Here is a 26398-nt window from a genome sequence, read left to right on the forward strand (position 1 = left end):
AGATTAAAAATCCCTATACTACACCCGCCCAGGTATGTATAACCTAAGGCTGGGTATTTCCGAAAGTCTGCTCCATAGCATCGTTAATGGCGAGTAAGTCAAATACTTTGGCAGGATTAGATGCCTTACGTAACTGTACATGTGGTATATCCGGAAAACTTTTCCAGAAATACCCAGCATCCAGCCCCAGCTTTTTAGCTTCGCCAGCATAGATCATATATCCATTGATACCATTGACTACCTCTGTGGCACTCCATACAGCCTCATTGTTCACTACCCAGAAGCAATCCATCGCTTCCCCCCACTGATGCCACGACAAACCTGGAATAGCATTGGTTACATGATCCCCATGCTGAGGTCCAACGACCTCCAGGCAATGTGCCAGAAACAAGGCATTTTTCTGCTTTAACTCGTTTATTTTTTTTCGGATTTCTTCGATGGTTCGGGACTGTCTCCAATATCTTGCCTGCACAAAAGGAGAACGCAGGGTTTCATTGGGACGCATGACTACTCCGCGAAGTTTACAGTTCTCAAGTAGTGCCTGCGCTTTTTCTTTAAACTCAGGAGTGAGCACATCCAGACTGGCTGCCATAAAAATTGTTGCTTAGATCAAAAACGGTGTTACAAATATTCTCTTTACTCTTAGCAAACCTAGCACAAAGACTGACTACCTGAAAGGTAACAATAAATAAATACAATACACACATTTACAGGAAGTTATTTAAGAGAACATACAAGCATTAGATAGAATCCATCAACATAACACAACTAGTAGCACATATCAAAGCCTTTCAAACAAAACTTCTGGGGTAAGCGGGGATTAATGGGGTCAGATATGGGGTATGTTTAACTAGTTGATACAGAGACGGGGTAAGAGGGGTGCCATTTTCTGACAAAAACTCTCCCGGACAAACGGGAATAGAGGGGTATGTATATACTATATATAGTGTTTTTTATATTATTCTCTATATACATATATAAGGGAATCCTACCCCGCTTACCCCCGCCTCTGTATCAACTAGTTAAATATACCCCAAATTCTACCCCTATCCTACCCCATCTTACCCCACTTACCTAAAATACAGCACATCGTATAAAGTATTACAAAGCCTTACGCATATATGGTCATTCGTTTTTTATTTCTGATAATACTCATTAGTACAACTATACAATGTACATCTCATACAGAAACCCAGTCTCAGGTTGCCATTCCAGAAACGAAGCAAACTACTGACACAATAGCAACACCAAAAAAGAAAGTAAGACCGATAACACCTCTCAAACAAATAGAGATACCAAGACAAGATACACTAGCATTCTTCAAAAACTTATTTCCAGAAATTCCCCTGCCCTACTCGTTAGATCAGCAACAGATTGAAAATTCGATATCTTATACAAATGCTATTGATACATTTCTAGTTAAGAAATATTTCATAGACTCAGTAGCTGATAACGACAATGGTCTATTTATCAGGTATAGATACTATCCTGTAGGATTATTCAATCTAAAAAATGGCAAATTTGCGGTGATTATCCTAAGCAGAGGTGGAGCTGGAGGGCAAGAAGATCGTTATTACTTTTTGTCATTCCTTTCTACAGGCAAAAAAACAGATCAGTTACTGATTGGTCAAGCAATAGCTGATTGTTCTTTTGAAGACCTAATTACAAGTCGGATAGATACCAATGCAAACATATATCTCCTGCATCAGAGATACACTATAAACTGTGAAACAGAAAAGGCTAAACTGACTTTGTCTCAAAATGAATCCGTAATTCCAAAAATCATTTCTTCAGACTAACAAATACATTTCATCAAAGTGCTTTAAACCCCCACAGGCTTTTTATTACCTACAGTATTTATATTAGAAATACTCTTTATCTGATACAAGTGTAAGAAATAGCAGAAACACGGGATTTTTTTACTGTACAAACCCACTACCTTTACTGCACAGTTTATTTTTCAGGTATTCTCAGAAAAATTAACAGAATAACCGGCTCTGAGCCTCCTATTCGACCCGTTACTGCCAAATCAAATCATAGGACCAGATTACTGTATTACATATTTTGTTTATTCATGAGATTCTATTCCCTACTTCTGTATATAGCAATTACAACTCTCTGCATTGGCAATTCATTTGCTCAAAAGTCTGAGAAAGAAGACCCTAAGTTAGGCCCTAACCCTGTATATTTCCTGGATAATGCAGAAGTGATGCCAGATACGTTGAGTTTGCCTAGCCTGGGTAATATTATCAATGTTTTTGTATATTATGATCATGATGCAATAAAACGCGCAGGAGCAAAGGCAAAAGATGGTGTGGTGTATATTGAAACAATGGCGTATGTGCGAAACCGGTTTGTAAAGCTGCTTCGTAACTATTCCAGTGCTTATGACAAATTATATGCACAATCAGGTAGCGATAGCTCATTTCAGTACATACTGAATGGAAAGGCGCTGAAAAAATATGATGAAGGGGATCTGGACATTAAAAACAAACACCTGATTCAAAGTTTAGAGGTTATTACAGCAGATCAGCTACGTACCAGATATAATATCACAGATAAACAGGCGGGTGTTGTCCTTACAACTCAGAAAGACAAACCTGTCCGCTCTGGCCATAAAAAAAAGTAAAAGACCCAATTTACCCTTCATAAAAAACTCCTTCCCATACAGGAAGGAGTTTTCTTTTAACCAGTAAGTTCTTCTCTAAAATACAGCCTCTTCCAGTTAGTTGCCAACAGGGCTAATTATCTCTATTGCTTTCTCCAAAATTTCATCTCTACCTGTTCTTATTCCTTGAATTGTCGGTTTAATTTCCATATCAGGTACAATTCCAATCCTTTGAGTTTCCTTTCCGTCAGGATAATACACCCCAATGCCACTAATCATTGTACTTATTCCACCAGGCAAGTAGAATTGTGACACATTACCGTCTGCCCCTGCTGTTGTCGAACCAATAACGGTTGCATTTGGATGAACCCGATAAGCCATGGCATGAAACTCTGCAGAGCTTTGTGAAACTTCATTGAGGAGAATAACTACCTTCCCTTTGTAAGGAGTTTTGTTTTTCGTTCCTGTATTTAACGGCTTGGCAAAAGTAAAAAGACCTGGACTTTCACTACTCCCATGTGTAAATTTAACAAACGGAGTACTTTTTGACAGCAAATAACCGCTTAAATCATGAATAGGGAAATCTGAAGGATAATTTCTCAGGTCGATAATTAACCCTTTGGTATTTTCTATTTGCTTCCAGATTTCAGGAAGATATTTTCTTTTAAGAGAGCCGTTGTTTATATATGAGATATCCTTATTTATGAGCTTAAAACAAGTGTCTGTAACCTGATATTTACTGTAAATGTTAATATCCTTCAAAGTATAGGTTTTTACTATTTTGGACTCTGTTTTTCCATCTCTTATAAATTCTATGCTAATAATAGAGTCATTAGTCCTTAGTAGTTTTGAGGCAATATCTCTTAACTTGGTTGGGTAATTTGAAGCAGGGGAATAGTTTACCCTCTCTTTTACTAGTTGCTCAACAGGTCTATTATTTATAGCTAAAATCACATCACCAGGTAGTAATTGTGTTTCTTTTCCTAGTTTCTCATCATAAAAGCCTGTAACAACAGGTTTACTTTCAACAAAGGTTAGTTCAGCAGCAGCATAACGAAGCCCGAAATAATGATTTAATGCTTCATTGCGACCCCAAACATTTGCATGAGTGTCATGAACCCGACCGATCAGTTCCAGAACAGTAAGCGTGTAGTGTGTTTCTTCTTTTGCTTCAAGAAATTTAGGTATAAATTCTTCTAATACATTTTTCCAATCTTCTTCGATTAAATTTCTATAAGGGAAATAATAGTGAATAATATTCCAATATCTATACAAAGCCAAAAGACGAAAACCTGCATCAGGGTACTTTATTGATGAATAAGCATTCTCATGCGTAAAGTCAGGATTACCCACTTGCGTTTGTAAATCTATATAGTAATGTTCCTTCGTTCTATTCGCATTTTTAACTTTTACCAGTAAGGAAGTAAGGTCATCTGAAAAACTGGAATTCCTAATCCAAGCTAAATCAGGTGCAATTTTTACTTCTGATAACTTACCTATTGTTTCTTTGCCTTGTGAAAACTCACCCAAACTTTCTATCCATTTTACCAGGATGTCATCACGAGTATGTTCGTTGTCAGAATTCAGAACTTTCGGAAGAATTCTAAAAAGTTCATAATCCCAATTGTATTCTCCTTTTGCAATAGCAGGATGATAGTATTTTAAAAAGCCCCAAATTAAACCAAGGGTCTTTAGATTCTTGATTTGGCCTTTCTCAACAGAAATGTTTGTAATCGGCGATCCCTTGTCAAACTCTTTATCTTTTTCGGCACGAAACACTTTTCTTTCAAAGGGTTTGAGGTCGTTGACATCTTTCCCATCAATAGTTATACTCAGATTATCTAACCACATTTTGCCTTTTCCTACTAATAATCCCCCAACAACAATTTGTTTTGTTTTTTCAGGATTCATATCAAGGGTTATTTCATATTTTTTCCAGTCAGTTGTTCCTTTTACACCATTTTTTTTCATATTGTCAAAAGCAATAGAGGGATCAATTCTCATCCAAAGACCAGCATATCCATCTGTCACATTCTCGGTTTTAATATACCCCGTAAGGGTTATTTTCTTACCTGGGTAGTTATCGGGAAGTGTAAAAGCCCAAGCCTTGAAGTCTTTATCTCCGTCTTTAAACTCAATAGAGACAGCATATTTTCCGCTTTTTAGAGTAAGGGAATCGAGGGAAATAGTATAATTTGGACTCCCAAAATTGTTCCAGCCGATGGGAATTCCATTTTTAATACCTTCAAAGTCAAAATTAAATTTTGAAGAAATTTCTTTCGTCTGGCAATACGAAGCTATTGAAACTAATAAGATTAAAAATGTCAGGGATGTTTTTTTCATTGTTGTCCATGTTTTAAACTGTTAACTTATGTTTCATTTCGATGTGTATAATCATGTCTTTATAAAGCCACAATCTATAGTAGAATATACTTACATCTTGAAGAGGGACCAGTTACATACTTTACAAACAACCAGACCTAATAAAAGACGCTAAACATATTTTACAGAAGTAACTAATCGAAAGAGCTATCCAGACAAGTAGCAATTCACCCAATAAATTTTAAAGAAAATACTCATAAAAATAGCACTCTCTTCTACTAATTAACGGTTTGTAATTTATTTTTATACAGAATCCCAGAACAATAATCTAGCAGAATGATTAAATACTACATTTAACAAGCATGAGTGGAGAGGATAAGTAACAAAAGATGTACACCAGTGTACAGTAATAGCCAATTAACTAAATCTGCTTCTTTGTACAATCAAACAAAGTCATTGATGGAAACAAAGAATAAATGGAGGAAAAGACTTACCAGCCAATACACTGCCTGATGTGTCGAAGCCAATGCAACTGGTTTATAAGTAGAAATAGCCTCTAGTAGGCTAATAGAACAAGATTTGTATCTATCAAGTGGAGATGAATCAATGAATGCACTTTTAGCTGGGTCAATTTCTTTCGAAATCATTCAAGAGATTATGAGAAAACAACTAAAAGTGCACAAGCCTGAAGTGTATGGACTAACCATCAAAGTAGTCTTAATCGTTTCCAATTTTTAGCGAATGTAATTTTCAAAGATATCCTTCATTAAAAACACACGCCGTCAGACCAACAACCTATTTCCCCGTAATTTTCTTCCGGTGTGCAATCCCCCATTCGGTAAGATTAGTAATAATAGTCTGCAATGACTTTCCGTGTTCAGTGAGTTCATACTGAACTGTTATAGGCTGTGTATCTAAAACTGTTCTCTTAATCAATTCGTTGAGTTCCAATTCTTTCAACTCCTTGCTTAACATTTTATTAGAAATACCAGCTACATCATTCAGGATATCAGAAAACCGCCTTTTGTTGTAATAACAAATAGAGGATATAATCGCTATTTTCCACTTCCCATTCAGCACATCCATAGAATCCTGAACAGCCATCATTTCCTTTTTGTGTTGCTGTTCTTCTCGTACTTTACATTCCATCATAGGTTACTTGGTTACTTCAAGGTTACAGTTACTTTTCGTAACAAAGTTACCAAAATAAATTCGCATGTGCTAACATTGCAGCTCAATCATTCAATACTAAACACATGAGCAAATTAAAAAACAAGGTAGCTATAGTTACAGGTGCGTCAAAGGGTATAGGTGCTTCTATTGCCGAATACTTTGCAGCAGAAGGTGCAAAAGTCGTGGTAAACTATGCATCAAGCAAAGAAGGTGCAGATAAGGTTGTAAAAGCCATAACTGATAATGGAGGAACGGCAGTTTCCATACAAGGTGACGTATCGAAAGAGGCAGATGTAGCCCGATTGTTTGAAGAAACCAAAAATACGTTTGGCACATTGGATATTCTGGTAAACAATGCAGGCATTTATCTGTACGAGCCTATTGAACAAATCTCAGAAGAGACTTTTCATCAGCAGTTCAACATTAACGTTCTAGGCTCTTTGCTTACCATTCAGGCAGCAGTAAAACTGTTTGGCGATAAAAAAGGCAACATTATAAACATCAGTTCAGAAGCTGGTAAAATGCCTTTGCCAACGGGTTCAATCTATTCTGCGACCAAAGCAGCCCTGGATGCTGTTACCATTTCTCTCTCAAAAGAGTTTAGTGGACGAAACATTCGCATCAACTCTATTTTACCAGGCGTTGTAGAAACCGAAGGTTCACGTAGTGCAGGTTTTATCGGTAGTGAAGCAGAAACAAAATTAGTTGCCAATACCCCACTTGGTCGCTCTGGTAAACCGGATGATATCGCGAAAGTAGCTGTATTTCTGGCTTCCGATGACTCGGGATGGATTACAGGCGAAAAAATCTCAGTTTCAGGTGGTATCTATGGTTTGTAACAGGACAGTCCCATCATAAAAGCCTTATCACTGGTTACTTGTAATCAGGAGAAGGCATTTCTTCTCAAGTTTTGATAAGTCGAACAATAAAATGTAAAGATAGTGGAAAAGACTAATTATAATGGAGCACTACAAACACCGCTAGGCTCTGGGTTTAGTAAGACTTCAACCTCAACAGATGTCATCAAAGGCATTGATCTGACAGGCAAAATTGCTATCGTAACAGGCGGTTATACAGGTATTGGTTTGGAAACTACAAAGACACTGGCAACTGCAGGAGCTACAGTAATTGTACCTGCCAGAAGCCTGGAAAAAGCACAGCAAAATCTGGCAGGTATTACCCATGTAGAACTGGAAGAAATGGACTTAATGGACCATACTTCCATAGATCGTTTTGCTGAAAAATTTTTGGCGTCAGGCAGGGCATTGCATCTGCTTATCCATAATGCAGGGATTATGTTCGTTCCTTTACGCAGGGATAGCAGAGGCATAGAATCCCAATTAGTAACAAATTATCTAGCACCCTTTCAACTCACGGCACGACTTTGGAGTGCACTGAAAAAAGCCAATGGGGCAAGAGTAGTGAATGTATCTTCTCTGGGACACCAGTTTGCACCGTTCAACTTTGAAGACCCAAATTTTGAAAACCGTACATATGAAACGTTAGCTGGGTATGGACAATCAAAAACAGCATTAAATCTATTTTCTCTTGAATTAGACAACCGTGCCAGAACACATAATGTAAGAGCCTATGCATTGCACCCAGGCAATATTATGGGAACAGAACTGGCAAGAGAGGCATCGGTGGAAACATTTCAGCAGCTTGGCTTAGTTGATGAAAAAGGCGAATTTTTGCCTGAATTTGCAGCTTCACTCAAAACCATTCCGCAAGGTACAGCAACAACCATCTGGTGTGCTACAAGTCCATTATTACATACGATAGGCGGTGTATATTGTGAGGATGCAGATATTGCTGAGTTAGCATCAAACCAGGAAGTATCCGCAGGTGTAAAACGTTATTCATTAGACGAAACCAACGCAAAAAACTTATGGACATTAAGCGAAAAGCTAACAGGCATTACATTTGACATTAATTGAGTCTATTGGGTCAAGTTAGGTATTTTATCCTGTCTTATCTTTCTCTCATTTTTGAGACTTCTAAAAGCGTCCGCCAGCACTTTGTTTACTTCCAAAAAATTATGAGATATGATAAGAGCTGATCCCTGTAAAAGAAAACTCCTTCCTGTATGGGAAGGAGTTTTCTTTTATGTTCGAAATAAACTGCCAGTGTTATGGATATTTCTGACAGACAAAAAATAAGCTGGTTGAAGGAAGACAGTTTAGCTTTCGAACATATGTCTATTCATTATTGTGGATACAGGATTTGTACAGCAGAGACATCTCCTGTTGTAAATCCATTCCAGTTTAATACATATGAATTCATTACCGAATTAGGATCTGTAGTTGGGGTGCCTGTGATAAAGGTACCACTGGTTTGATCTGTATGAAGCAAACCAAAAGTATGTCCTAATTCATGCACCATAGCAAAAAGTTTTTGTCCACTAGGCAATGAATTATAGTAGGTATTGATTTCTACTGGAGTGCCAGGCCTTCCATTGTATGTAGGAAGATAAGCTCTGGCTACCCAGGAAGCTGCCTCATATCCTGTTATCACCCTAATGTTGGCAGAAGTGCTGCTGGTGACCTCTGAAAAGAAGAGCTTAGTCCCGTTTATATTATTCCACTGGGTCAGTGCATTGCGGGTAGCTGTTTGCCACGCACTGGGTACAGCTGGATTGATATATACTTTAATGTTGGTTACATACGTATTGCTCACCAGATAGTTATATCGCCAGTGTTCCGTACGACCACCTTTACTAGCCTTCAGACGATCTTCTGCATCCTGACGGGTCACCAAAACATCTCCATTTAAAACAAAGTGTTTTTTGGTAGCATCATACACAATCTTACTTTTCTCAACACCTGTGGATGTACTAATAAACCCAATCAGATCGTCATCAGAAGTAGCACTGGGTTTAACATTATCTTCTTCCCGGGCACAGGAAATCAGTAGCACAGCTCCAAAAAGAGCTGCTAAAAATGCGTTTTTCATAAGACCGAAGTTTAAAGAGTTTGTGATACTATGAGATAATCAGAAATACCCATAACAGAATAAAAATAAAGATCTATTCTATAAATTACAAAATATACCTTCTTTATTTTGTTACTTTTCACCAAATAAACAACAATAATTTATCTACATAGCAGCTGTATAACAATTAAAAAAACGTCAAACCTTATATAACCCAGTTAGGTAGGCTTTGTTTTACCAATAAAAACACACCTATTCATAGTGAGTATTTTATTTATCTGATGTAGCCTCAATTTTACGTAGTATAGTATAATCAATATAGAATGTCCCAAAAGGGATCAAGCAAGCTATCAATACCTTCCAGGTTATGGAACTGAACTTCCATCGTTGCTCTACCCCTACACTGAGCGTATTTAACACAAACCACAGAAACAACATACCATGTACAGGCCCTATAGCTTTCACCAGAGCAGGATTGCCATAGATATGTTTGGCAGGCACAGCAATCCCCATCAGAAGCAATAATGAGATACCTTCCAGCAAACCGGCCAGTCGCAGTCTGCCTACTTTTGAGTTACTAAATAATGTCATGATTAAAAAGATCTGAAATAAGGTCTGTGAGCGAAAGGAGAAAACGGCCAGGGAATAGCTATAAAAATGATAAACAGGCCTGCCAGAAACCAAAGCAGCATAGTCTGAAATTTCTCTCTGTCTGTTTGGCGACGTTTAGACAAAGCTGAACCAATCGTAATAACGACCACAGCCACCAGCATACACGCTATATGTACCATGCCAAAGAAAGCGAGTTCCATAGAATGCATTCCTCCCCCTGCCCGAAACGCCTGTACGAGAGGACTCACAAAATACAAGGTAAAGCCCACCATAAGCTGAACATGGGCAATGGTAGCTGTCCAATGCCTTGTGGCATTATCAGTTCCAGAGAATGGTCTGGCCGAACGCCAACCTGTAAATGCCCGAAAAATACTATATAAAAGGCTCAACAATACCAGCCACCGGAAAACCGAATGAAAGAATAACAGAAAAGGATACATGTAAAATGATAATTAGTGAATTAGTATTTCCAGCTCTACAGGCTGGCGAAGCATGAATAACATAAAAGCTATTGGACACAACATATATATCCATAGACTTTTCGCATTTGCACGCAAAGGTCTGTAGAAGCACGAAATTTCGTTAGGACGAAGGAAGCTAATTACAGGACTTTTCAATCATTTTACGAAACTGCCCCGGAGCCATACCAGCGTATCGCTTAAAGAGGCGGCTGAAATAGGAAGCATCCAATAAGCCTACCTCTGCAGCTACTTCGTTTACAGAAAGGTCGCTCTGACTTAGCAATGCTTTTGCTTCCAGTACAATGGCTTCATCAATCCACCGGGAAGGAGACTTGCCTGTAATTAGCTTTACTGCCTTATTCAGATGATTGGGAGATATATTTAACAGAGAGGCATAGTCTGTGACTAACTGCATTGTCTTCAGATGCACAAACAGCAATTCACGGAATTCGTGTGTCAGTGAAAGCGCTGCTGTGTGTATGCTACTGAATACAGGCTGATAGGATCGATTTAACTCACAGAGGAGAGCAATAAAGTAAGGTTGTAGAATGTCAATCCGATTCAATCCATACGCTATATACTCTGTAAATATGCGCTTGCACAAAAAATGTACATAGTCAGAAACCTGTGAGTCAAGCTGTATACGAGGATTGCCCCATACTCTTAGAAATTCAAAATCTTTCAGCAAGTCTTTCCGGCTAAATCTACCCACAATAAAGTCATCCGGAAAGTGACACAGATACCCCTTGTTCACATCCGGATTAGAAAACGAAAATATCTGTCCTGCTGCCACAACCAGACATTCACCAGCTCGTATAGTATAGAGTTCACTGCCAATAGTCATAGTAGCCTCACCTTCGGTAAGATAAAGCAATGAATGGGCGACTGCCTTGGTAGGTGGTATGGGTAGTTTCATTCGCTGAAACATACTCTCTACCTTCACCATGAAGAATTTTGTAAAATCAGGTTGCAGGAGCAAATCTGATTCCTCTTCAGGCTGCATAAATTTATTCAGAAAGGTTTCTGAATTATAGGTTTTTATAGAATCACTATGCCTTTCCACTTCGTTAAACTGAGCAGATAGTTACAAGGTCAGAAAATCAAATATAGTCTAAAACAGAAATCTTCCAGCAATTTTTTAAGTAGAAAGTATATTCATAACAATAATGTAATACTCCATCACTTTAAAAATCTGTCAGTTGTAGTTCTCTGGGCAATTCAATGACCTTACAATAAAAATAGCCTGTCAGTTTTATCCGACAGGCTATTTTCGAAACAATACTTTCTATACCAAACAAAGGTTACAAACCAGAGCCATCACTTTTACCACGATTTACAGCATATTCGCCAATCCGCTTGCCACACCGTAATCCTACTTCACAATCAATACGGTAGTGAATACCACCGTAAATACGGGAAACAGAAGCTTCAGTTGCCATTGTCTGTAACTCCTGTTCTTTATCAGGGAATATATATGATAATACTGTAGCAGCAGCACCTGAAAAAGTAGAGTGCCCGGATGTATAACTAGGGAAGTTAGGAATACCTGTTGAAGTCTTTACACTGGGATCTACTTCTGAAGGACGCTGTGTCAGATAATAGAATTTTGTATCCCAGCAACACACGCCAGCATCCATTACTGCTGTGTTTAATAAGGCCATTGTACGTGCAGCCCGGAGTTCATTGAACTTGCTGTCATAAATAAGTGCAGCCGCTTTACGATTCCAGTGTCCTGGAGGAGTATAGCTCCCAACCCCATCAGCCCAATAGGCAGCAATACGGGTTTGTTCACGGGTTCTGTTTTTTGAAAGGTTGCGCAATTCATCCAGATCTTTCTTAAACTCAGCACTGTTTAATGCATAGGGTGCTTCCGGACGAAGTGATACCTTGGTAGCCTCATCAAAGTTCCAGGTTTTTACATTTCCATAGAATGGTAGCATAGGCGGACGAGCCGGAATATCCCGACTAGTCCATTGAGCTGTAATACCACGAGCAGTGGCATCTTCTCTCATCAAATGAAAATTAGCCTGAGCATTGGCCCCACTCATACCATCTTTACCAGCGATCTTACTCATTACCATTTCACCAATTGCTTTTCCCAGTGCTTCTCCTGCATCAATATCACTTTGTACATTAGTCCCCGCCCACAAACGGCTATTTTTGTGCTCTTCTGCTTTTTGTATAATTTTCTCTGCTTCACCAGGAAATAATCTCTTGAGTACTTCACGTGATGCAGCAGCAATTACGGCATCTTCTGAAGGATAAGAAGGTAGATCAGACAATGGCAATAATGTCTCGATAGACGAATCATTTTTAGAAGGAGCCTGACGGTTATATTTAAACTTGTAATTCCAAGTAGCAACCAATGCATCATACTGAGCTACACTCAATAGAGCGAATGCCCGTGCTGTATAGGGAGGATTGGCAAACGGAAAGCGGGGCAACTCGGTTGGTTTGGTAGGATCAGGTACAGGATACGTGCCATCCGGGTTGTAATTAGGAGGAACATTATATTGAGCAGCGAGTTCACGTGCAATTTCGTTCCAGCGCAACACAGCACCACCACCCCAGTATTGTACAGTATTTTTCTGAGAACCTGTTAATGTTCCCTGAAGGGTTTTTAAGCTTTGTAATTCTGCTTTGTAAGCATCAGAGCTTGCATCTGTAGGTTCAGCTACAGCAACTTCTTCACCATCTGCAATCACAAATGTTTTCCAATTACCTCCGTTTGGATCTGTTGTTGAAGCAGAATAAGCCTTTATATCAGAAGTGTCTAATGATTTGTCGCAAGCATTGCTAACCAAAAACAGCAATGCAACTGCTAGTGTCTTTATAAAAGAGAGATGTGTATTCTTTTTCATAGGGGTCAATTATAAATAGAGGATAATACTAAATTAGTGTGTGTCGTTTTCTACAGCTGATTCCATTCCCAGGGGCTTTCCACATTTGCCACCATGGCCAAACACACGAACAGCATACAATACACCGACAGAGAAGCCAGTGCTTTGCCCTACATTCCTACCATCCAGTACTTTACTAAGGCCAGCAGTAATACCAAACTGCTCAATATTGAGTCGACCATACCAGCCTATTGTAGTTGCCTTCATTGCATTGGTAGGAAAAGGCATATCATTGTACCGGATGTCATCACCTGACAAAGCAGCCATACGCTCCAGGTATACATCTGTTTGAAAACGTCCATTACGGAAACCTATACGAACATTTCCATCTGCCATATTCGGAACCTTTACTTCATTAGTATTATACAGTTCGTGATTATATAGATAAGAATCCCGGTCAATATGAATATTGCTGCGACCTGTATATCCAGCTTCAGCCGTCAAATAAAATCCCGGCTTGGAACGATAGTCTATCACTAGTCTTGCAGAAGCAGTTTTGCTATGCAGCCCCAGGCTCAGAGGAAGATAATCCGGATTGTAGTTATTGGTAGGAGTAGAAACGCCTCCTGTTACAAAAGCACGAAAGGTACCAAACAAAATATCCTGTTGTACAAGACGATATTTTAACCAGAGAGATACATCCTGAAACCCTTTCTGACCTGTCAGATAACTGGCGCTGGCTTTGGTTTGGATATATGGTAAGCCAGCAATAACATTCAGGCGATCTGTGATTCCCAGTGCCCCCATTATCATATAGGTTTGCGTACTTACTGTTCCCAGATTGGTATTGCTTCGCTTATGTGTACCTTCCCAGTAATCAGTCCAACTGGTTTTAGAATAGGAAAGGGCTGTACAATACGTTCCGCGGGCCATCATCAGACCATCTGTGGGTGTTTGCGCGAAAATAGACTGTGTGGTTAAAAGCAGGAAAGCCAGTAAGCCTCCTGTAGAGAGTAAAGTTTTTCTCATAAGATCAGAATCAAATCAAAATAGTAGTAATGGACAGGACACATCTGTTTTGTGCCTGTGTTTTATTGTGGTTTCACTGTAAAGGTTTTGATCTCTGTAGGAAGATAGTAAGTATGCATACATTCTAAGCATAAACCCAGACATACACCAGACTTCTTTCTCTGCGTTAACAGAGAAAGAAGTTTAGAAGTAGTTTACCTGCATTAATGGATCTCAGAACTCGTATTAATTAGTCTGAATTACCAATAATACATGCACAACATACTGGTGCATTTGTACGAATACATAAACTATTTATGAATTATAAGAGACCTCCGGAGGGGGTGTAAGAACCGGAAGTACAAGAGACGAAAAAAATAGGGAATACTGTGTTTTATGAGAGTATGTTATCAAGGATAGAGGTCTTTCCTGTAGCAGATGCCCTACAGAAAAAGGCAAATAGGCTTTTCCCCACTGATTCAGCAGGCGGATTACCTGTGCAAGTGGATTTTTTTGACTAGTTGCTTTTGTAGCTTCCTTATCCAGGCTCTGTTTAATTTCGTCAGCCAGTGCAAAAAATCGTTCACGAGCCGTAATATTGGTCTTCAGTACCGTATATAACGTATCGTTCTGATACATCTGATCTGTTACATTATAAAACTGATCCTCCATACGGATCAATCCTTCGTGTCCAGTTTGATTTTGCCATGCTGCGGTATATGGCAGTGAAATTGGCATCTTTACCATGACCCATTCATCATCCTTCATAATAGGCGAAGAGGCAGGATAGTATTGGTTAAAATACAACAATACAACTCCTACTCTGCCAGTATGATAGAGCAACAACACTAACAATGATATGGAAAAGACGGCACGCAAGATTTAAAAGAGGGGTACACCTGTAAAGGTAAATAAATTCTTACTAAAATTCAAAACAAACAATCCAATATAAAAAAACCTATGGTTACCAACCACAGGTTTTTCAGCAGAAATAATAATGATATATACAAGATCGATTTACACCCTTAGTAATTACTATACTATATCATTCATTTTCTATCCCTAGTATTATAAAGAGGCAACATTAATATAGACAAATCCATCTTCAACTTTTACCGGATAAGTCGTTATGGTACAATCATCCCCTGAAAGGCATTCTCCGGTTTTAAGAGAAAACGTTTTCTTATGAAACGGACAAGCTACCTTAGGCTCATCCCCCTGAGTACCAATCATCCCACGAGAAAGCACCATCTGTTGTCTGTGAGGGCACAGATTATCCGTAGCAAACCATTCGTTTCGCCGGGAGAAATTAAATACAGCAATCTGCTTGTCATTGTATTTCACACAAGCTCCTCCATCCTGAGGAATGTCTCCTGCCGAACAAGCTAGAAACCATTGTTGAACATCTGTTTCTGTTTCCTTTGCGTACATAGTCATGTATGAGTTAAGATGGAATTAATCATGAGTTACACTATACTACCAGTCCAGCCAGTCCTACTTCCATTCAGCAGCCTTTACCTGATCCCGCATTGGTTCAAACTTCACGTTAGGATCTTTCTCTGCCGGCGCATTCACAAAGTGTGCAAAGCGTTTCCTTATCTCAGGGTTCTCTACAGCTTCTTTCCATTCGCAGGTATAGCTGTCTACCAGTTGCTCCATTTCTGCTTCCCACTGTGCACCCATACCCAAGCTATCATTTACCACCACATTACGCAGGTAATCCATTCCTCCCTCCAACTTATCCAGCCAGGTAGCAGTACGTGTCAATGGGTCAGCCGTTTTGATATAAAACATCAGGAAACGATCTATGTATCGGATACATGTTTCTTTATCTACATCCTGAGCCAGCAAATCTGCGTGACGAGGCTTGCTACCCCCATTGCCACATACATACAGGTTCCACCCCTTTTCTGTGGCAATAATGCCAAAGTCCTTACTCTGAGCCTCTGCACATTCACGAATACAACCAGAAACGGCTGATTTCAATTTATGAGGCGAACGCAGACCGCGATATCTTTCTTCTACTTCAATCGCAAATGAAACCGAGTCATGCAATCCAAAACGACACCAGGTACTTCCCACACAACTTTTCACCGTACGCAGGGATTTGGCATACGCATGTCCACTTTCAAAGCCAGCCGCAATCAATTCTTCCCAGATCAAAGGCAGATCTGACAGGTGGGCGCCAAACATATCAATTCGTTGTCCACCTGTAATCTTCGTATACAGACCATATTTTTTAGCCACCTCACCAATAACAATCAGCTTATCGGGTGTAATCTCCCCTCCCGGAATACGTGGTACTACCGAATAAGTCCCACCTTTCTGAATGTTAGCCAGAAAGCGGTCATTGGAATCCTGAGCAACCGGCTTTTTATTGGCAGTCTCAGCATATAAACTAGCCAGGATAGAAGAAACAACAGGTTTACAAATCTCGCAGCCATCCCCTTTACCATGTTTATCAAGCACCTGATCATATGTCTCCAGCTTCTCAAGCCGGATAAAGTCCAGCAGTTCCTGACGTGAATACTGAAAATGTTCGCAGACCACATTACGCACATACTTGCCTTGCGCCTTCATTGTACCTGCAATCAAATCTTTCACCATAGGTACACATCCACCACAACCTGTACCAGCCTTTGTACACTTCTTGATCCCATCCAGTGTTTCAGTGCCTCCAATAACAGCTTCACAAATAGAAGCTTTACTTACAGCCTCACAGGAACAGATCAGTGCATCATCAGGCAAACTCATTACACCTGAACCTTCAGAAGCAGCTCCACCTCTAGCGCCCAGTATAAGATCTTCCGGGTTAGGTGGTAGTACAATCTTATTATTTACAGTTTGCAAAAGCATATTGTAAGCCTCTGCATCCCCTATCAGAATACCACCCAATAGATGTTTTCCATCATTGGAAATATTGACTCTCTTATAAATACTCTTTACGGTATCTTCAAATACAATAGTCCGACACTCGGGAGTCGTAGAGAACGCATTACCAAAACTGGCTACATCTACTCCTATCAGCTTTAGCTTGGTACTCATATCGTAGCCTGTAAACGACTTATCTCCACCACAAAGATTCGAAGCTACCACATCAGCCATTTCGTATCCAGGCGCAACCAGTCCATAGATCATTCCGTTGTGCAAAGCGCACTCTCCTACAGCAAATATCTCCGGATCGGTAGTCTGGAGTTTAGAGTTAACAACAATTCCACCTCGTGTGCCTACTTCCAGTCCACTTAGTTTGGCAAGTTCATCACGCGGTTTTATACCTGCGGAAATCACCAGCATATCCACATCCAGATAAGAGTCATCGGCAAAACGCATGGCTTTTATACAATCATCACCTAAAATCTCACTGGTATTTTTATTCAGATGTATTTCAAGTCCCAGTTCTTGTAACTTGCTTCTCAGCATAGCTGACCCCTGATCATCAATCTGGCGAGGCATCAGACGGGGAGCAAATTCAATGACATGTGTTTCTTCTATTCCAAGATCCAGCATAGCCTTAGCCGCTTCCAAACCGAGCAGCCCTCCTCCTATTACAGCTCCTTTGCGTGCTTTTTTAGCATATGACTGCATCATATCCAGATCTTCAATAGTACGATATACAAAAACACCATCCTTCTCTACTCCCGGGATCGGTGGAACAAAAGGAGCAGATCCGGTAGCTAGTACCAGATAATCATACGATTCGGTGATACCGTGAAAAGAATGTACTGTTTTTTCGTTCCGGTCAATTTGTTGTACCGGATCAGACAGATGCAATCTGATATTTTTCTCAGCATACCACTCTAATGTAGACATACTCAGATCATCAGCCGTTTTACCTGCAAAATATTCACTCAGATGCACACGATCATAAGCATGTCGTGGCTCTTCCCCAAAAACAACAATCTCAAACTGATCAGGCTGCATTCTGGCAGTTAGTTTTTCGCAAAACTTATAACCTACCATACCATTGCCAACTACGACGATTTTTTTACGGGTGTTCATATGGTCTGACATCTAGGTGGATAAATAGGGTAATACTGAACTAAAAAACAGAGGATTCGTTGAATGTATACTAACTATATAGATTATTTACTATCTGAGTAGGAGTTACGTTGAGTAAATCCCACCCTCTTTAAACAAAAATCATCACTTAATAAAGTGGCCTTATTTTTAACAGCACTTTCAAAATAAAATACATAAAAATATAAAATAGCCATAAAAAATAAACCTATAAACAGATATTTAACAACAATCCCAGCAAAACAGGTTTAAATTTCTACTCAACAAACTTAAAAATCATTCCTGTATTTGTCAATACATACCTAAGTATTTATAACTAAAATTTTACATTTTATTCAAAACACACAATCATTAAAAGGTTTAATCATATTTCATGAAATAAAATACTGTTATTTAAAAAATATATAGAATAATATATATACAAAAAGAAAATAATCAGTACTTTTGAAAGAGACACACAAAGACAGAAAAACAGGTATTTTTACTCAATTAACCTTCAATTTCAGGGTCTATTATCGAAACTATTCGCATTTGAGAAAAAGAACCGTTATTTTGCCAACCCATTACAAATATTAGTATGATACATCCCAAATTAACTTTAGTAGGTGCAGGTCCGGGAGCGGCAGACCTGATCACACTAAGAGGTATAAAGGCTATTGCGGAGGCAGATGTCATCTTATATGATGCGTTAATTGATGATAGCCTGTTATCCTATGCTAAACCAGAGGCGATTAAACAGTTTGCTGGTAAGAAATTTGGCTGTACATCCTTGTCACAGGAAGAAATCAATGAATTAATTGTAAAATATGCACTGGAGAAAGGGCATGTAGTTCGGTTAAAGGGAGGAGATCCTTTTGTTTTTGGTCGTGCTACAGAAGAAATCGATATGGCCAGAGCTTATGGCATTGAAGTAGAAGTAGTACCAGGCATCTCCAGTTCTATTGCAGTTCCTGCATCACAAATGATCCCTGTAACCTCACGTGGAATTAGTGAAAGTTTCTGGGTAACTACCGGAACCACCAAAACCGGAGAGGTATCCAAAGACATAACTCTGGCAGCGCAATCTACAGCAACTGTAGTGATCCTTATGGCAATGAGTAAATTGACTGAGATTGTACAGATATTTACTGAAAATGGCCGTGGAGAAACTCCGATGATGATTGTACAGGAAGGCTGTACGCCTAATGAAAAATATGTAATAGGCACTGTCAATGATATTGCACCAAAAGCACAGGCTGCTGGTCTAGGCAATCCTGCCGTTATAGTAATAGGCGAAGTAGTTGGACTACATGTAGAATATGCAGGGCGTATTGCTAATAAATATGCAAAAGTAAAACAGAAGTGATATACCTCTGTTTTACTGCTTCTTACAAAGCTCTGTTTATTTACAGATTATCCTTTCTTCACTAACACTTTGTTTAATTCTTCCAGCATAGCAGGTCTGTGGGAGAAATTTTTCTTTTAATGCCAGATCTAGTGCATTAATCGATGTCTCACTATCAGGAAGCTCTTTCTTCCCATTTCGCATAATGGTTGTGTGAGTCTGCATGAATTGAAAGATAAATGTATGACATATTTTATATCATAGTAAACGTCAACACCATCTATCTCCTTTATAAGCTATTTATACCAAAAAACGTTTTCCTATTCATAAGAACATGAACAGGAAAACGTTTTCCAGAACACTTGTTTTCGCAATTACTGCAGTATTATCTTCTTCCGATAGGTATTACCATTTCGTTCATCTATAATGCTCATAATATACATGCCTCTGGCCTGGCCTATCAATGAAAGATTGGTATTTGGCCTATCTATTACATAGTGAGAAACCACTCTTCCGGTCAAATCTGTTATCACCAACTGGCTGTTTCTAACAAATACATCAGGTACTGTCAGAGAGAAATTTCCAGTCGACGGATTGGGATATACCAGAATATGACTTTCCAATTCTCCGGGGACACCAAGCGGAGGCTCAACAACAACTGTTGTATCACTACCCGAACCTGGCTCTTCCGGATTGACTACTGCTCCTTCTATTATAAATACTTTACCACTACTTCCGGCAAGGTTCATAGATAATGTTCCTCCTGCGGCTATTACAAATGTATCTTTCCGGATAGAAGAATTCTTATCCTCATAGGAAGTAACCTTATATGAACTTGCGCCTTCCAGAAAATCTAAAGGAACGGTTACAGTCCGGGAAGTCAATCCATTCATCACTCCAACAAACCACTTGTTACCAGATCGTCTGGCTACTGTGATATATTTTCCAATCTCACCATTCAAATAGCGGGTATCGTCCCACACAGTAGGTAGTTCTTTAAAAAACTCAATCTCTGTTGGATTATTGTAATGATCAGGCACTCCATACCATAATACATGCTGCCAGGGACTAAAGAAAACCATACTTAATGCCAGCTGATGTGCTTTGGATGTTTGTAAGGTGGTTAAGGGAGGATTCTGTTTGTCTGGATCCGGATAACATACTGTATGATCAGCAGCGCCAGTTAAAAAACGAGTAAAAGGTAAGGTAGTTGTATGCAATGCAGTGTTCGTTCTATATTCATTCCCTCTCACTCCTTCTACTGTCATCAGGTTAGGATAGGTCTGTGATGTACCTGAGGGACGATACTGATCATGAATATTCAACATAAATTTATAATCTGCAGCCTTTTTAATCATCTTTTGCAAAAAAGTAATCCCCTTCTGCGTTCGTCCTTCCACAAATCCCATTTTAATTCCTTTGATACCCCAGCTTTTATACAATGTAAAAAACTCATCTATATTATAATTATCAAAGGCCACCTGATTTACATATAGCAATACACCCACACCTTTTGAATTGGCATAACTAATAACAGCTGGCATATCAATAGTAGAAATCACCTTACGAGGATCGGAAGCAGAATTATGCTCCTGTGAATATCCCAACCCATACCAACCGGCATCAAACAAAATATATTGAAGGTTATTAGATGCTGCAAAGTTTATGCAACTCAAAGCATGTTGTGTGTCCAATGTCATTACCCGTATTACTTTACCTGGCTTTATCCAGCTAATATCACTTAACTGATTATCATCATTCAATTTATACAACATATATTTACGGTCAGCCAATTCTACTGCTGTTTTGGCAAAAACAATATAACGCCATGGAGTTCTGTACACACCAGAAAAAGAGACACTACCACTAACCAACTGTGTATTTAAAGTATTATTTCTGTTTCTATATACTCTTACACGAGAATAGCTTTGATTATTTGCCTCATTGATAGAGCAATAAAAACCACTTCCTTTTAATGTAACCGGAATTTCATTATACGAACCTAACCCATTGAGTGCCATTTCGGTATATCCACTTTCAGTGGCAGTCTCCATAAATATGTTCAGATCAGATCTTACAAAAGAGAACTCTGTTGTCTCAGCATTGATACTACTAGTCAGACCTGCCATAGGGAGATAGTATTGAAAAGCAATACCTTCTTCATACAATCTAAAAATTAGCTGAAGCTTTCTTTTAGCATCTGTTTTCTTTTCCAGCTCAATAGTTATCTCAGTAAAATTGTTCTCAACAGCCTTTTTCTCATTAAATGTTAGAGTTGTTGTAGATTTAATAATGCGTGTTGTCGAATTGGCAATTTTCATATTCTGATACAGATCAGAACCATCACTCAATCGGATACCTAGATTAGAGTTGGCAATTATATTTTCACCATCTACAAAAACCTGGTATTGAAGCGCGTTATCATATACATCGAAGGCTAATCTTACATGTTTCTCAGGAGATTCATAAAACGTACTTGTAATGCGAGCTCCCCTTTTTATATGAGGTGTCGCTGTAGAATCAGCAGGAGGAGGAATTTGTAAAGTATCTTGCTTAACAACTTGAGCATTGATAATGAAATAGTTAAACAATAGTACAATAATAGTAATATACTTGGTAGTAAAATTTTTAATCATAAAACAACATTACAATGGAAGATTTTCGCCTGGTTTTATACAGATCAAAACTATGGATTACCGTAGGATAGAATGTATAGTTTCATTCTGCGATATTACACATGTAGTGCTTCAGGTGAAAAATCACAACATAGGTAACACATGTAAAATCACGTACAAAACACTATCATATATACAGACACCAATTTCTGTATAGATGTTGCCTACAAAAAGTAAAACCTGGCATAAGCCAGGCTCTTCCATTAGTAACTGTCCAGATACTAATACATTAGTGTAATATCTCTTCAATCTGTTTTAACTCCTCATCCGAAAATGGGAGGTTTTTCAGACAGGTGACACAATCGTCAATCTGTTTTGTAGAACTTGCGCCAATCAGAACTGTAGTAACACGATTATCACGCAGTACCCAGGCTAATGCCATCTGTGCCAGTGTCTGCCCCCGTTTCACAGCCAGTTCATTCAACCTCTGTACTTTTGCAATCTTTTCATCTGTTATAAACTCAGGTTTTAAAGACACAGCTCGAGTAGCACGTGAATGTTCTGGGATACCCTTCAGGTATTTGTTTGTCAGTAAACCCTGAGCCAATGGCGAGAATGGAATACAACCTACCCCATTCTGACCCAATACATCGAGCAGTCCTTTCTCCGGAGTTCGTTCAAACATGGAGTATTTCGGTTGATGAATCAGTAAAGGTGTACCCAATTGTTTCAGAATATCAATAGCACGTTGTGTATGTGCAGGACCATAGTTGGAAATACCTACATACAGAGCCTTTCCTTGACGTACTACCTGATCCAATGCCATTATGGTTTCTTCCAGTGGTGTATTAGGATCATATCGATGGGAATAAAAAATATCGACATACTCCAATCCCATACGTTTCAGACTCTGGTCTAAGCTCGATATCAGGTATTTCCGGGAGCCCCAGTCACCATAAGGTCCGTCCCACATGGTATAACCCGCCTTTGAGGAAATAATCAGTTCGTCGCGATAGCCAGCCAGCTCATTTTTAAGAATTTTTCCAAAATTTATCTCTGCCGAACCAGGCGAAGGGCCATAGTTATTCGCCAGATCAAAATGGGTAATACCCAGATCAAAAGCATGGGTGATCATAGCCGTTGCATTGGCAAAATCATCTACATCTCCGAAGTTTTGCCACAGTCCCAGAGACACAGCAGGCAACAATAAACCACTAGTACCACAACGCTTATAAGGCATTGATTGATAACGTGCAGAAGAAGGTGTATAAGCCATAGGTTTGTTTTTTGGCTTAAAGCTAACCAATCACCTGTTGTTTTGCAGCAGATACTATCAGAAATCTGGGAAGTATGTATGAAAACAAAAAAGGATTATTTACCAACCTGATAAACAATCCTTTTAAAACTACTAATTCATTTTTCTACTATTAAAACTTGCCATTCGTATTCTTCCAGTCAGCTTTGACAGGAATGGCTTCGATAGTATCCCAGTGTTCGGCAATTTTTCCATGTTCTACTCTAAACAGATCATAGAAAGAACTATGTACATTAGCCATATTTCCTTCACTTACCACCAGCACATAGTTTCCCTGTCCCAATACCTTATGAATCCTATCATACTTAAACCCAATGCCTTTTTCAGCAAAGTATTTCAAGGCAGCCTGTAATCCTTCGATTCCATCGGCAATATGAGGGTTGTGTTGTACATATCCTTTGGCTACAATATATTCTGGCACTACAGACGCATCTCCATTTACCAGAAACTTCTCTACAAAACTTGTTACCAGCTTTTTATTTACCTCTGTTTTATCCAGATCCTTCACTTCAGTTGCACCATCAATCATTGTATGACCGTTAGCAGTCTGAGTTACCGTTTCCTGCAAATTGTCCCAATGTTCTACAATCTTTCCATCTTCAAACCGGAAAATGTCGAAACCGATTTTAGGTCCGAAGAAGTTATACTCTGTATGAGCAAAGACAAATTCTCCTTCTTCAAATACTCTCACAGTATTCACTTTTGCAGAGTTAGGAGGCAACTGTTGTAGCAATGAACCAAAACCAGCTAATCCATCAGCTACAGCCAGATTGTGCTGAATATATTTGTTTGGATTAATATACCCCACCGGAGCAGCATCACCTGTTTCTATGCTTTTAAGCAATGCAACGACTTTTTCTTTGTTGTTCATTTTCCTGGATTTTTTTGTTTGTGAATAGATAGACTGAAAGGATACAATTCCCCCTATCATAAGGGTTAGTAAGGCTTTTAGTGTGAACTTCATATGCATTGTCTGATTGGTCTTTTGGTTTAATGACAATGCAAAGTTCTTCCATTATACCCTTTGGAGAAAGGCACTTTTCAGTATAAACATGACACTTTTCAGAATATCTATCTACCTATATAGCTCCCTTTAAACTCTATAGGCGTTTTCCCTGTATGTTTTCGAAAATATCTGTTAAAGTAAGTTGGCTCCTCAAATCCGAGTTGGAAACCTATTTCTTTGATGGAAAGATGGGTATGCACCAGCAGGCGTTTCGCTTCCAGTAGAATTCGTTCATCAATGAGCTCTTTAGGAGATTTACCCAAAATACGGGTAGTAGCCTGATGCAAACGCCTCTCGGAGATAGAAAGGTTGGTAGCATATTCATTTACAGCTAAATGTGTAATAAAATGTTTTTCTATGAGTTGTGTAAACTGAAATGTGTAATCCAGATCGGCACCCTTAGGAATTTGCGTAAAATCACGCTTTTGACGTTCTCGTTCTGCGACAAGCAGAAAATTGTGCAGGAAGTTTTGAAGTATATCATAGTGAAGAGCATCAGCAGGCAAGTTTAACTCAGTATCTATCTGCGAAAAAATACGAGGCAATTCCGGAGAAGATTCATTTAAATCAATAACAGGAATATCCAATAAATCATTAAACAAAATGGTATTTGTTAAAAATTTCGTATCCAGATCTGTTCTGTTAAAAAACTGATCTGTAAATAACAATCCGAGACCTTCATATCCTCCTGCCGGATCAAACTGATGAACTCTTTGCTTTTTTATAAAAAGAAGGGAATTAGGTTTTAACTCTACTGATCGAAAATCAACAATGTGGATAGGATTGCCTTTTTGAAACCAGAATACCTGATAAAAATCTGTTCGGTGAGGTTTGGTAGTTTCTGCCAGTCCTTTCAGAAAAGTATCGCCAATGGAAATAATTTCGATTTCCAGTGGGAGTCCAGGTTTGAATGCATACTGTTTGATCTTGCTTGCCATACAACAAAGATGTGCAATGATTGTACATCCTGTTTTATCTCTATGTATTTTCTAAAGAAACGTTATCAAAAAATAGGCTTTGCGAGGGAAAGTATACTGTAAGTGTGGTTCTGATTTGACTAGATATAAAAGTAAAATCCCTCACGATCTAATGGCCATGAGGGATTTTACTTTTATATCTAGTCTAAACTTTCAGTAACATGTCCGCAAAGTAATGTTTACTATCTGTAAAATAATGTATGGGCTTTAATCCAGCCTGTGTACACAGTTGTTTCATTTGTGACAATGTATATTTACGGGAAGTTTCTGTATGTACGGCTTCTCCTTCCTCAAAATATACCCACTCATCCAGTTTTTCGAGATAAACCTGTTGCTTTAATAAACTAACCAGATAACTTCTCGCTTCTCCCGTGGCAGGATCATATATCGGATAATGGACAAAACGATCTGTTCTGAAGTCTGCTCCCAATTCACGATTCATGCGGTCCAGCAGGTTCATGTTAAAATCACGGGTTATCCCCTGTGTATCATTGTAAGCAGACAAAATAGTAAATGGATTTTTCTGCAAATCAAAACCTATCATAATCATGTCTCCAGGATTGAGGCAGTTTTTAAGCTGATTCAAAAACTGTAGACTTCTTTCCTCTGAAAAATTACCAATGTTGGAGCCTAGAAAGAAGACAATTCGCTTGGTGTATTGGCTATATGTCATCTGTCCATTCAATGCTTTGAAATAATCATCATTGACAGGTTGCATAGACAGATCTGGAATTTCCCTTGATAGATTTGCAGTCAGTTCATCCAATGCTTTCTCTGAAATATCAATAGGAATATAGGTAAACGGAACATTTCGCTCTGAAAAATGACTCAGGAGAACCTTAGTTTTCAATCCATCTCCAGCGCCTAGCTCTATCAGTTCAAAACCTTCCTGATCTGAATTAAACAAAGACAACATAGCTTCCTTGTGCTTTGTAAAGATCTCCAGTTCACTACGAGTCAGGTAATACTCCGGAAGGTGCATAATCCGCTGAAACAGACGGCTACCTTCGTCATCATAAAAATATTTGGAAGAGAGAGATTTGGGATTTTTCTGTAATCCGTTGAGCACATCATGTTCAAATTCAGATAATGCCAGGCTGGTGCTAGTTTGCATAGGTCAGAACAAAAGACGAAAATAATTGTAACATTAAAGGATAAAAGTCACCAGGACTACTCTGCTCTTTTTTAC

General features: G+C 38.9%; 23 protein-coding genes. 5 read left to right on the forward strand and 18 right to left on the reverse strand.

The window, feature by feature from the left end:
- Positions 1 to 43: 43 nt before the first annotated feature.
- Positions 44 to 592, reverse strand: coding sequence for a M15 family metallopeptidase (locus QNI15_RS01775; protein ID WP_313975174.1), 549 nt, complete (start codon positions 590 to 592; stop codon positions 44 to 46).
- A 529-nt stretch (positions 593 to 1121) separates the two neighbouring features.
- Between QNI15_RS01775 and QNI15_RS01780 the strand changes: the two genes are divergently transcribed.
- Together QNI15_RS01780 and QNI15_RS01785 are read left to right on the forward strand one after the other, a co-directional pair.
- Positions 1122 to 1799: a hypothetical protein gene (locus QNI15_RS01780; RefSeq protein ID WP_313993511.1), complete on the forward strand. Its 678-nt coding sequence runs from the start codon at positions 1122 to 1124 to the stop codon at positions 1797 to 1799.
- A 275-nt stretch (positions 1800 to 2074) separates the two neighbouring features.
- Entirely contained in the window at positions 2075 to 2629 is a 555-nt protein-coding gene (locus QNI15_RS01785) for a hypothetical protein (RefSeq protein WP_313993514.1), read from the forward strand.
- 96 nt (positions 2630 to 2725) lie between these two features.
- On the opposite strand, the gene QNI15_RS01790 is transcribed toward QNI15_RS01785, so the two are convergent.
- Together QNI15_RS01790 and QNI15_RS01795 are read right to left on the reverse strand one after the other, a co-directional pair.
- Complete coding sequence (locus QNI15_RS01790) at positions 2726 to 4951, reverse strand: S41 family peptidase (protein WP_314030236.1); 2226 nt, start codon at positions 4949 to 4951, stop codon at positions 2726 to 2728.
- 774 nt (positions 4952 to 5725) lie between these two features.
- Positions 5726 to 6082, reverse strand: coding sequence for a winged helix-turn-helix transcriptional regulator (locus QNI15_RS01795; protein ID WP_313975180.1), 357 nt, complete (start codon positions 6080 to 6082; stop codon positions 5726 to 5728).
- 104 nt (positions 6083 to 6186) lie between these two features.
- Between QNI15_RS01795 and QNI15_RS01800 the strand changes: the two genes are divergently transcribed.
- Complete coding sequence (locus tag QNI15_RS01800) at positions 6187 to 6942, forward strand: SDR family NAD(P)-dependent oxidoreductase (protein WP_313993520.1); 756 nt, start codon at positions 6187 to 6189, stop codon at positions 6940 to 6942.
- A gap of 102 nt (positions 6943 to 7044) precedes the next feature.
- Positions 7045 to 8040: an SDR family NAD(P)-dependent oxidoreductase gene (locus tag QNI15_RS01805; protein WP_313993523.1), complete on the forward strand. Its 996-nt coding sequence runs from the start codon at positions 7045 to 7047 to the stop codon at positions 8038 to 8040.
- Between the two features lie 268 nt (positions 8041 to 8308).
- Here the strand turns inward: QNI15_RS01805 and QNI15_RS01810 are convergent, their stop codons facing one another.
- From QNI15_RS01810 to nirB, 9 genes are all read right to left on the reverse strand, one after another.
- A complete protein-coding gene (locus QNI15_RS01810; protein ID WP_313993526.1) occupies positions 8309 to 9055 on the reverse strand; it encodes a M57 family metalloprotease in 747 nt (248 codons plus the stop codon).
- 249 nt (positions 9056 to 9304) lie between these two features.
- Positions 9305 to 9625 carry a DUF3817 domain-containing protein gene (locus QNI15_RS01815; RefSeq protein WP_313993529.1) on the reverse strand — a complete coding sequence of 107 codons (321 nt, stop codon included), beginning with the start codon at positions 9623 to 9625 and terminating at the stop codon, positions 9305 to 9307.
- 2 nt (positions 9626 to 9627) lie between these two features.
- Positions 9628 to 10086 (reverse strand): hypothetical protein, encoded by a 459-nt coding sequence (locus QNI15_RS01820; protein ID WP_313993532.1) that lies wholly within the window; start codon positions 10084 to 10086, stop codon positions 9628 to 9630.
- Between the two features lie 157 nt (positions 10087 to 10243).
- A complete protein-coding gene (locus QNI15_RS01825) occupies positions 10244 to 11110 on the reverse strand; it encodes a helix-turn-helix domain-containing protein (RefSeq protein WP_313993535.1) in 867 nt (288 codons plus the stop codon).
- A 298-nt stretch (positions 11111 to 11408) separates the two neighbouring features.
- On the reverse strand, positions 11409 to 12968 hold the full coding sequence (locus QNI15_RS01830) for a vanadium-dependent haloperoxidase (RefSeq protein ID WP_314030238.1): 1560 nt from the start codon (positions 12966 to 12968) through the stop codon (positions 11409 to 11411).
- 33 nt (positions 12969 to 13001) lie between these two features.
- A complete protein-coding gene (locus QNI15_RS01835) occupies positions 13002 to 13976 on the reverse strand; it encodes a transporter (RefSeq protein WP_314030240.1) in 975 nt (324 codons plus the stop codon).
- A 294-nt stretch (positions 13977 to 14270) separates the two neighbouring features.
- Positions 14271 to 14834, reverse strand: coding sequence for a hypothetical protein (locus tag QNI15_RS01840; protein WP_314030242.1), 564 nt, complete (start codon positions 14832 to 14834; stop codon positions 14271 to 14273).
- Between the two features lie 189 nt (positions 14835 to 15023).
- Positions 15024 to 15386, reverse strand: a complete 363-nt coding sequence (gene nirD, locus QNI15_RS01845) for a nitrite reductase small subunit NirD (protein ID WP_390902152.1) — start codon at positions 15384 to 15386, stop codon at positions 15024 to 15026.
- A gap of 63 nt (positions 15387 to 15449) precedes the next feature.
- Positions 15450 to 17954: a nitrite reductase large subunit NirB gene (gene nirB, locus QNI15_RS01850; protein ID WP_314030246.1), complete on the reverse strand. Its 2505-nt coding sequence runs from the start codon at positions 17952 to 17954 to the stop codon at positions 15450 to 15452.
- A gap of 595 nt (positions 17955 to 18549) precedes the next feature.
- Here nirB and cobA point away from each other — a divergent pair.
- Positions 18550 to 19317, forward strand: a complete 768-nt coding sequence (gene cobA / locus QNI15_RS01855) for a uroporphyrinogen-III C-methyltransferase (protein WP_314030248.1) — start codon at positions 18550 to 18552, stop codon at positions 19315 to 19317.
- A 36-nt stretch (positions 19318 to 19353) separates the two neighbouring features.
- On the opposite strand, the gene QNI15_RS01860 is transcribed toward cobA, so the two are convergent.
- From QNI15_RS01860 to egtD, 6 genes are all read right to left on the reverse strand, one after another.
- Positions 19354 to 19521 carry a hypothetical protein gene (locus QNI15_RS01860; protein ID WP_313993558.1) on the reverse strand — a complete coding sequence of 56 codons (168 nt, stop codon included), beginning with the start codon at positions 19519 to 19521 and terminating at the stop codon, positions 19354 to 19356.
- A 149-nt stretch (positions 19522 to 19670) separates the two neighbouring features.
- Positions 19671 to 21932 (reverse strand): glycoside hydrolase family 97 catalytic domain-containing protein, encoded by a 2262-nt coding sequence (locus QNI15_RS01865; protein ID WP_313993561.1) that lies wholly within the window; start codon positions 21930 to 21932, stop codon positions 19671 to 19673.
- 268 nt (positions 21933 to 22200) lie between these two features.
- Positions 22201 to 23187 (reverse strand): L-glyceraldehyde 3-phosphate reductase, encoded by a 987-nt coding sequence (mgrA, locus tag QNI15_RS01870; RefSeq protein ID WP_313993564.1) that lies wholly within the window; start codon positions 23185 to 23187, stop codon positions 22201 to 22203.
- A gap of 151 nt (positions 23188 to 23338) precedes the next feature.
- Complete coding sequence (locus QNI15_RS01875; RefSeq protein WP_314030250.1) at positions 23339 to 24190, reverse strand: nuclear transport factor 2 family protein; 852 nt, start codon at positions 24188 to 24190, stop codon at positions 23339 to 23341.
- A gap of 107 nt (positions 24191 to 24297) precedes the next feature.
- Positions 24298 to 25170: an AraC family transcriptional regulator gene (locus QNI15_RS01880; protein ID WP_314030252.1), complete on the reverse strand. Its 873-nt coding sequence runs from the start codon at positions 25168 to 25170 to the stop codon at positions 24298 to 24300.
- A 184-nt stretch (positions 25171 to 25354) separates the two neighbouring features.
- Positions 25355 to 26323 (reverse strand): L-histidine N(alpha)-methyltransferase, encoded by a 969-nt coding sequence (gene egtD, locus QNI15_RS01885; protein ID WP_313993572.1) that lies wholly within the window; start codon positions 26321 to 26323, stop codon positions 25355 to 25357.
- Between the last annotated feature and the right edge of the window lie 75 nt (positions 26324 to 26398).

Source organism: Xanthocytophaga flava, assembly GCF_030068545.1.
GTDB classification, from domain to species: domain Bacteria; phylum Bacteroidota; class Bacteroidia; order Cytophagales; family 172606-1; genus Xanthocytophaga; species Xanthocytophaga flava.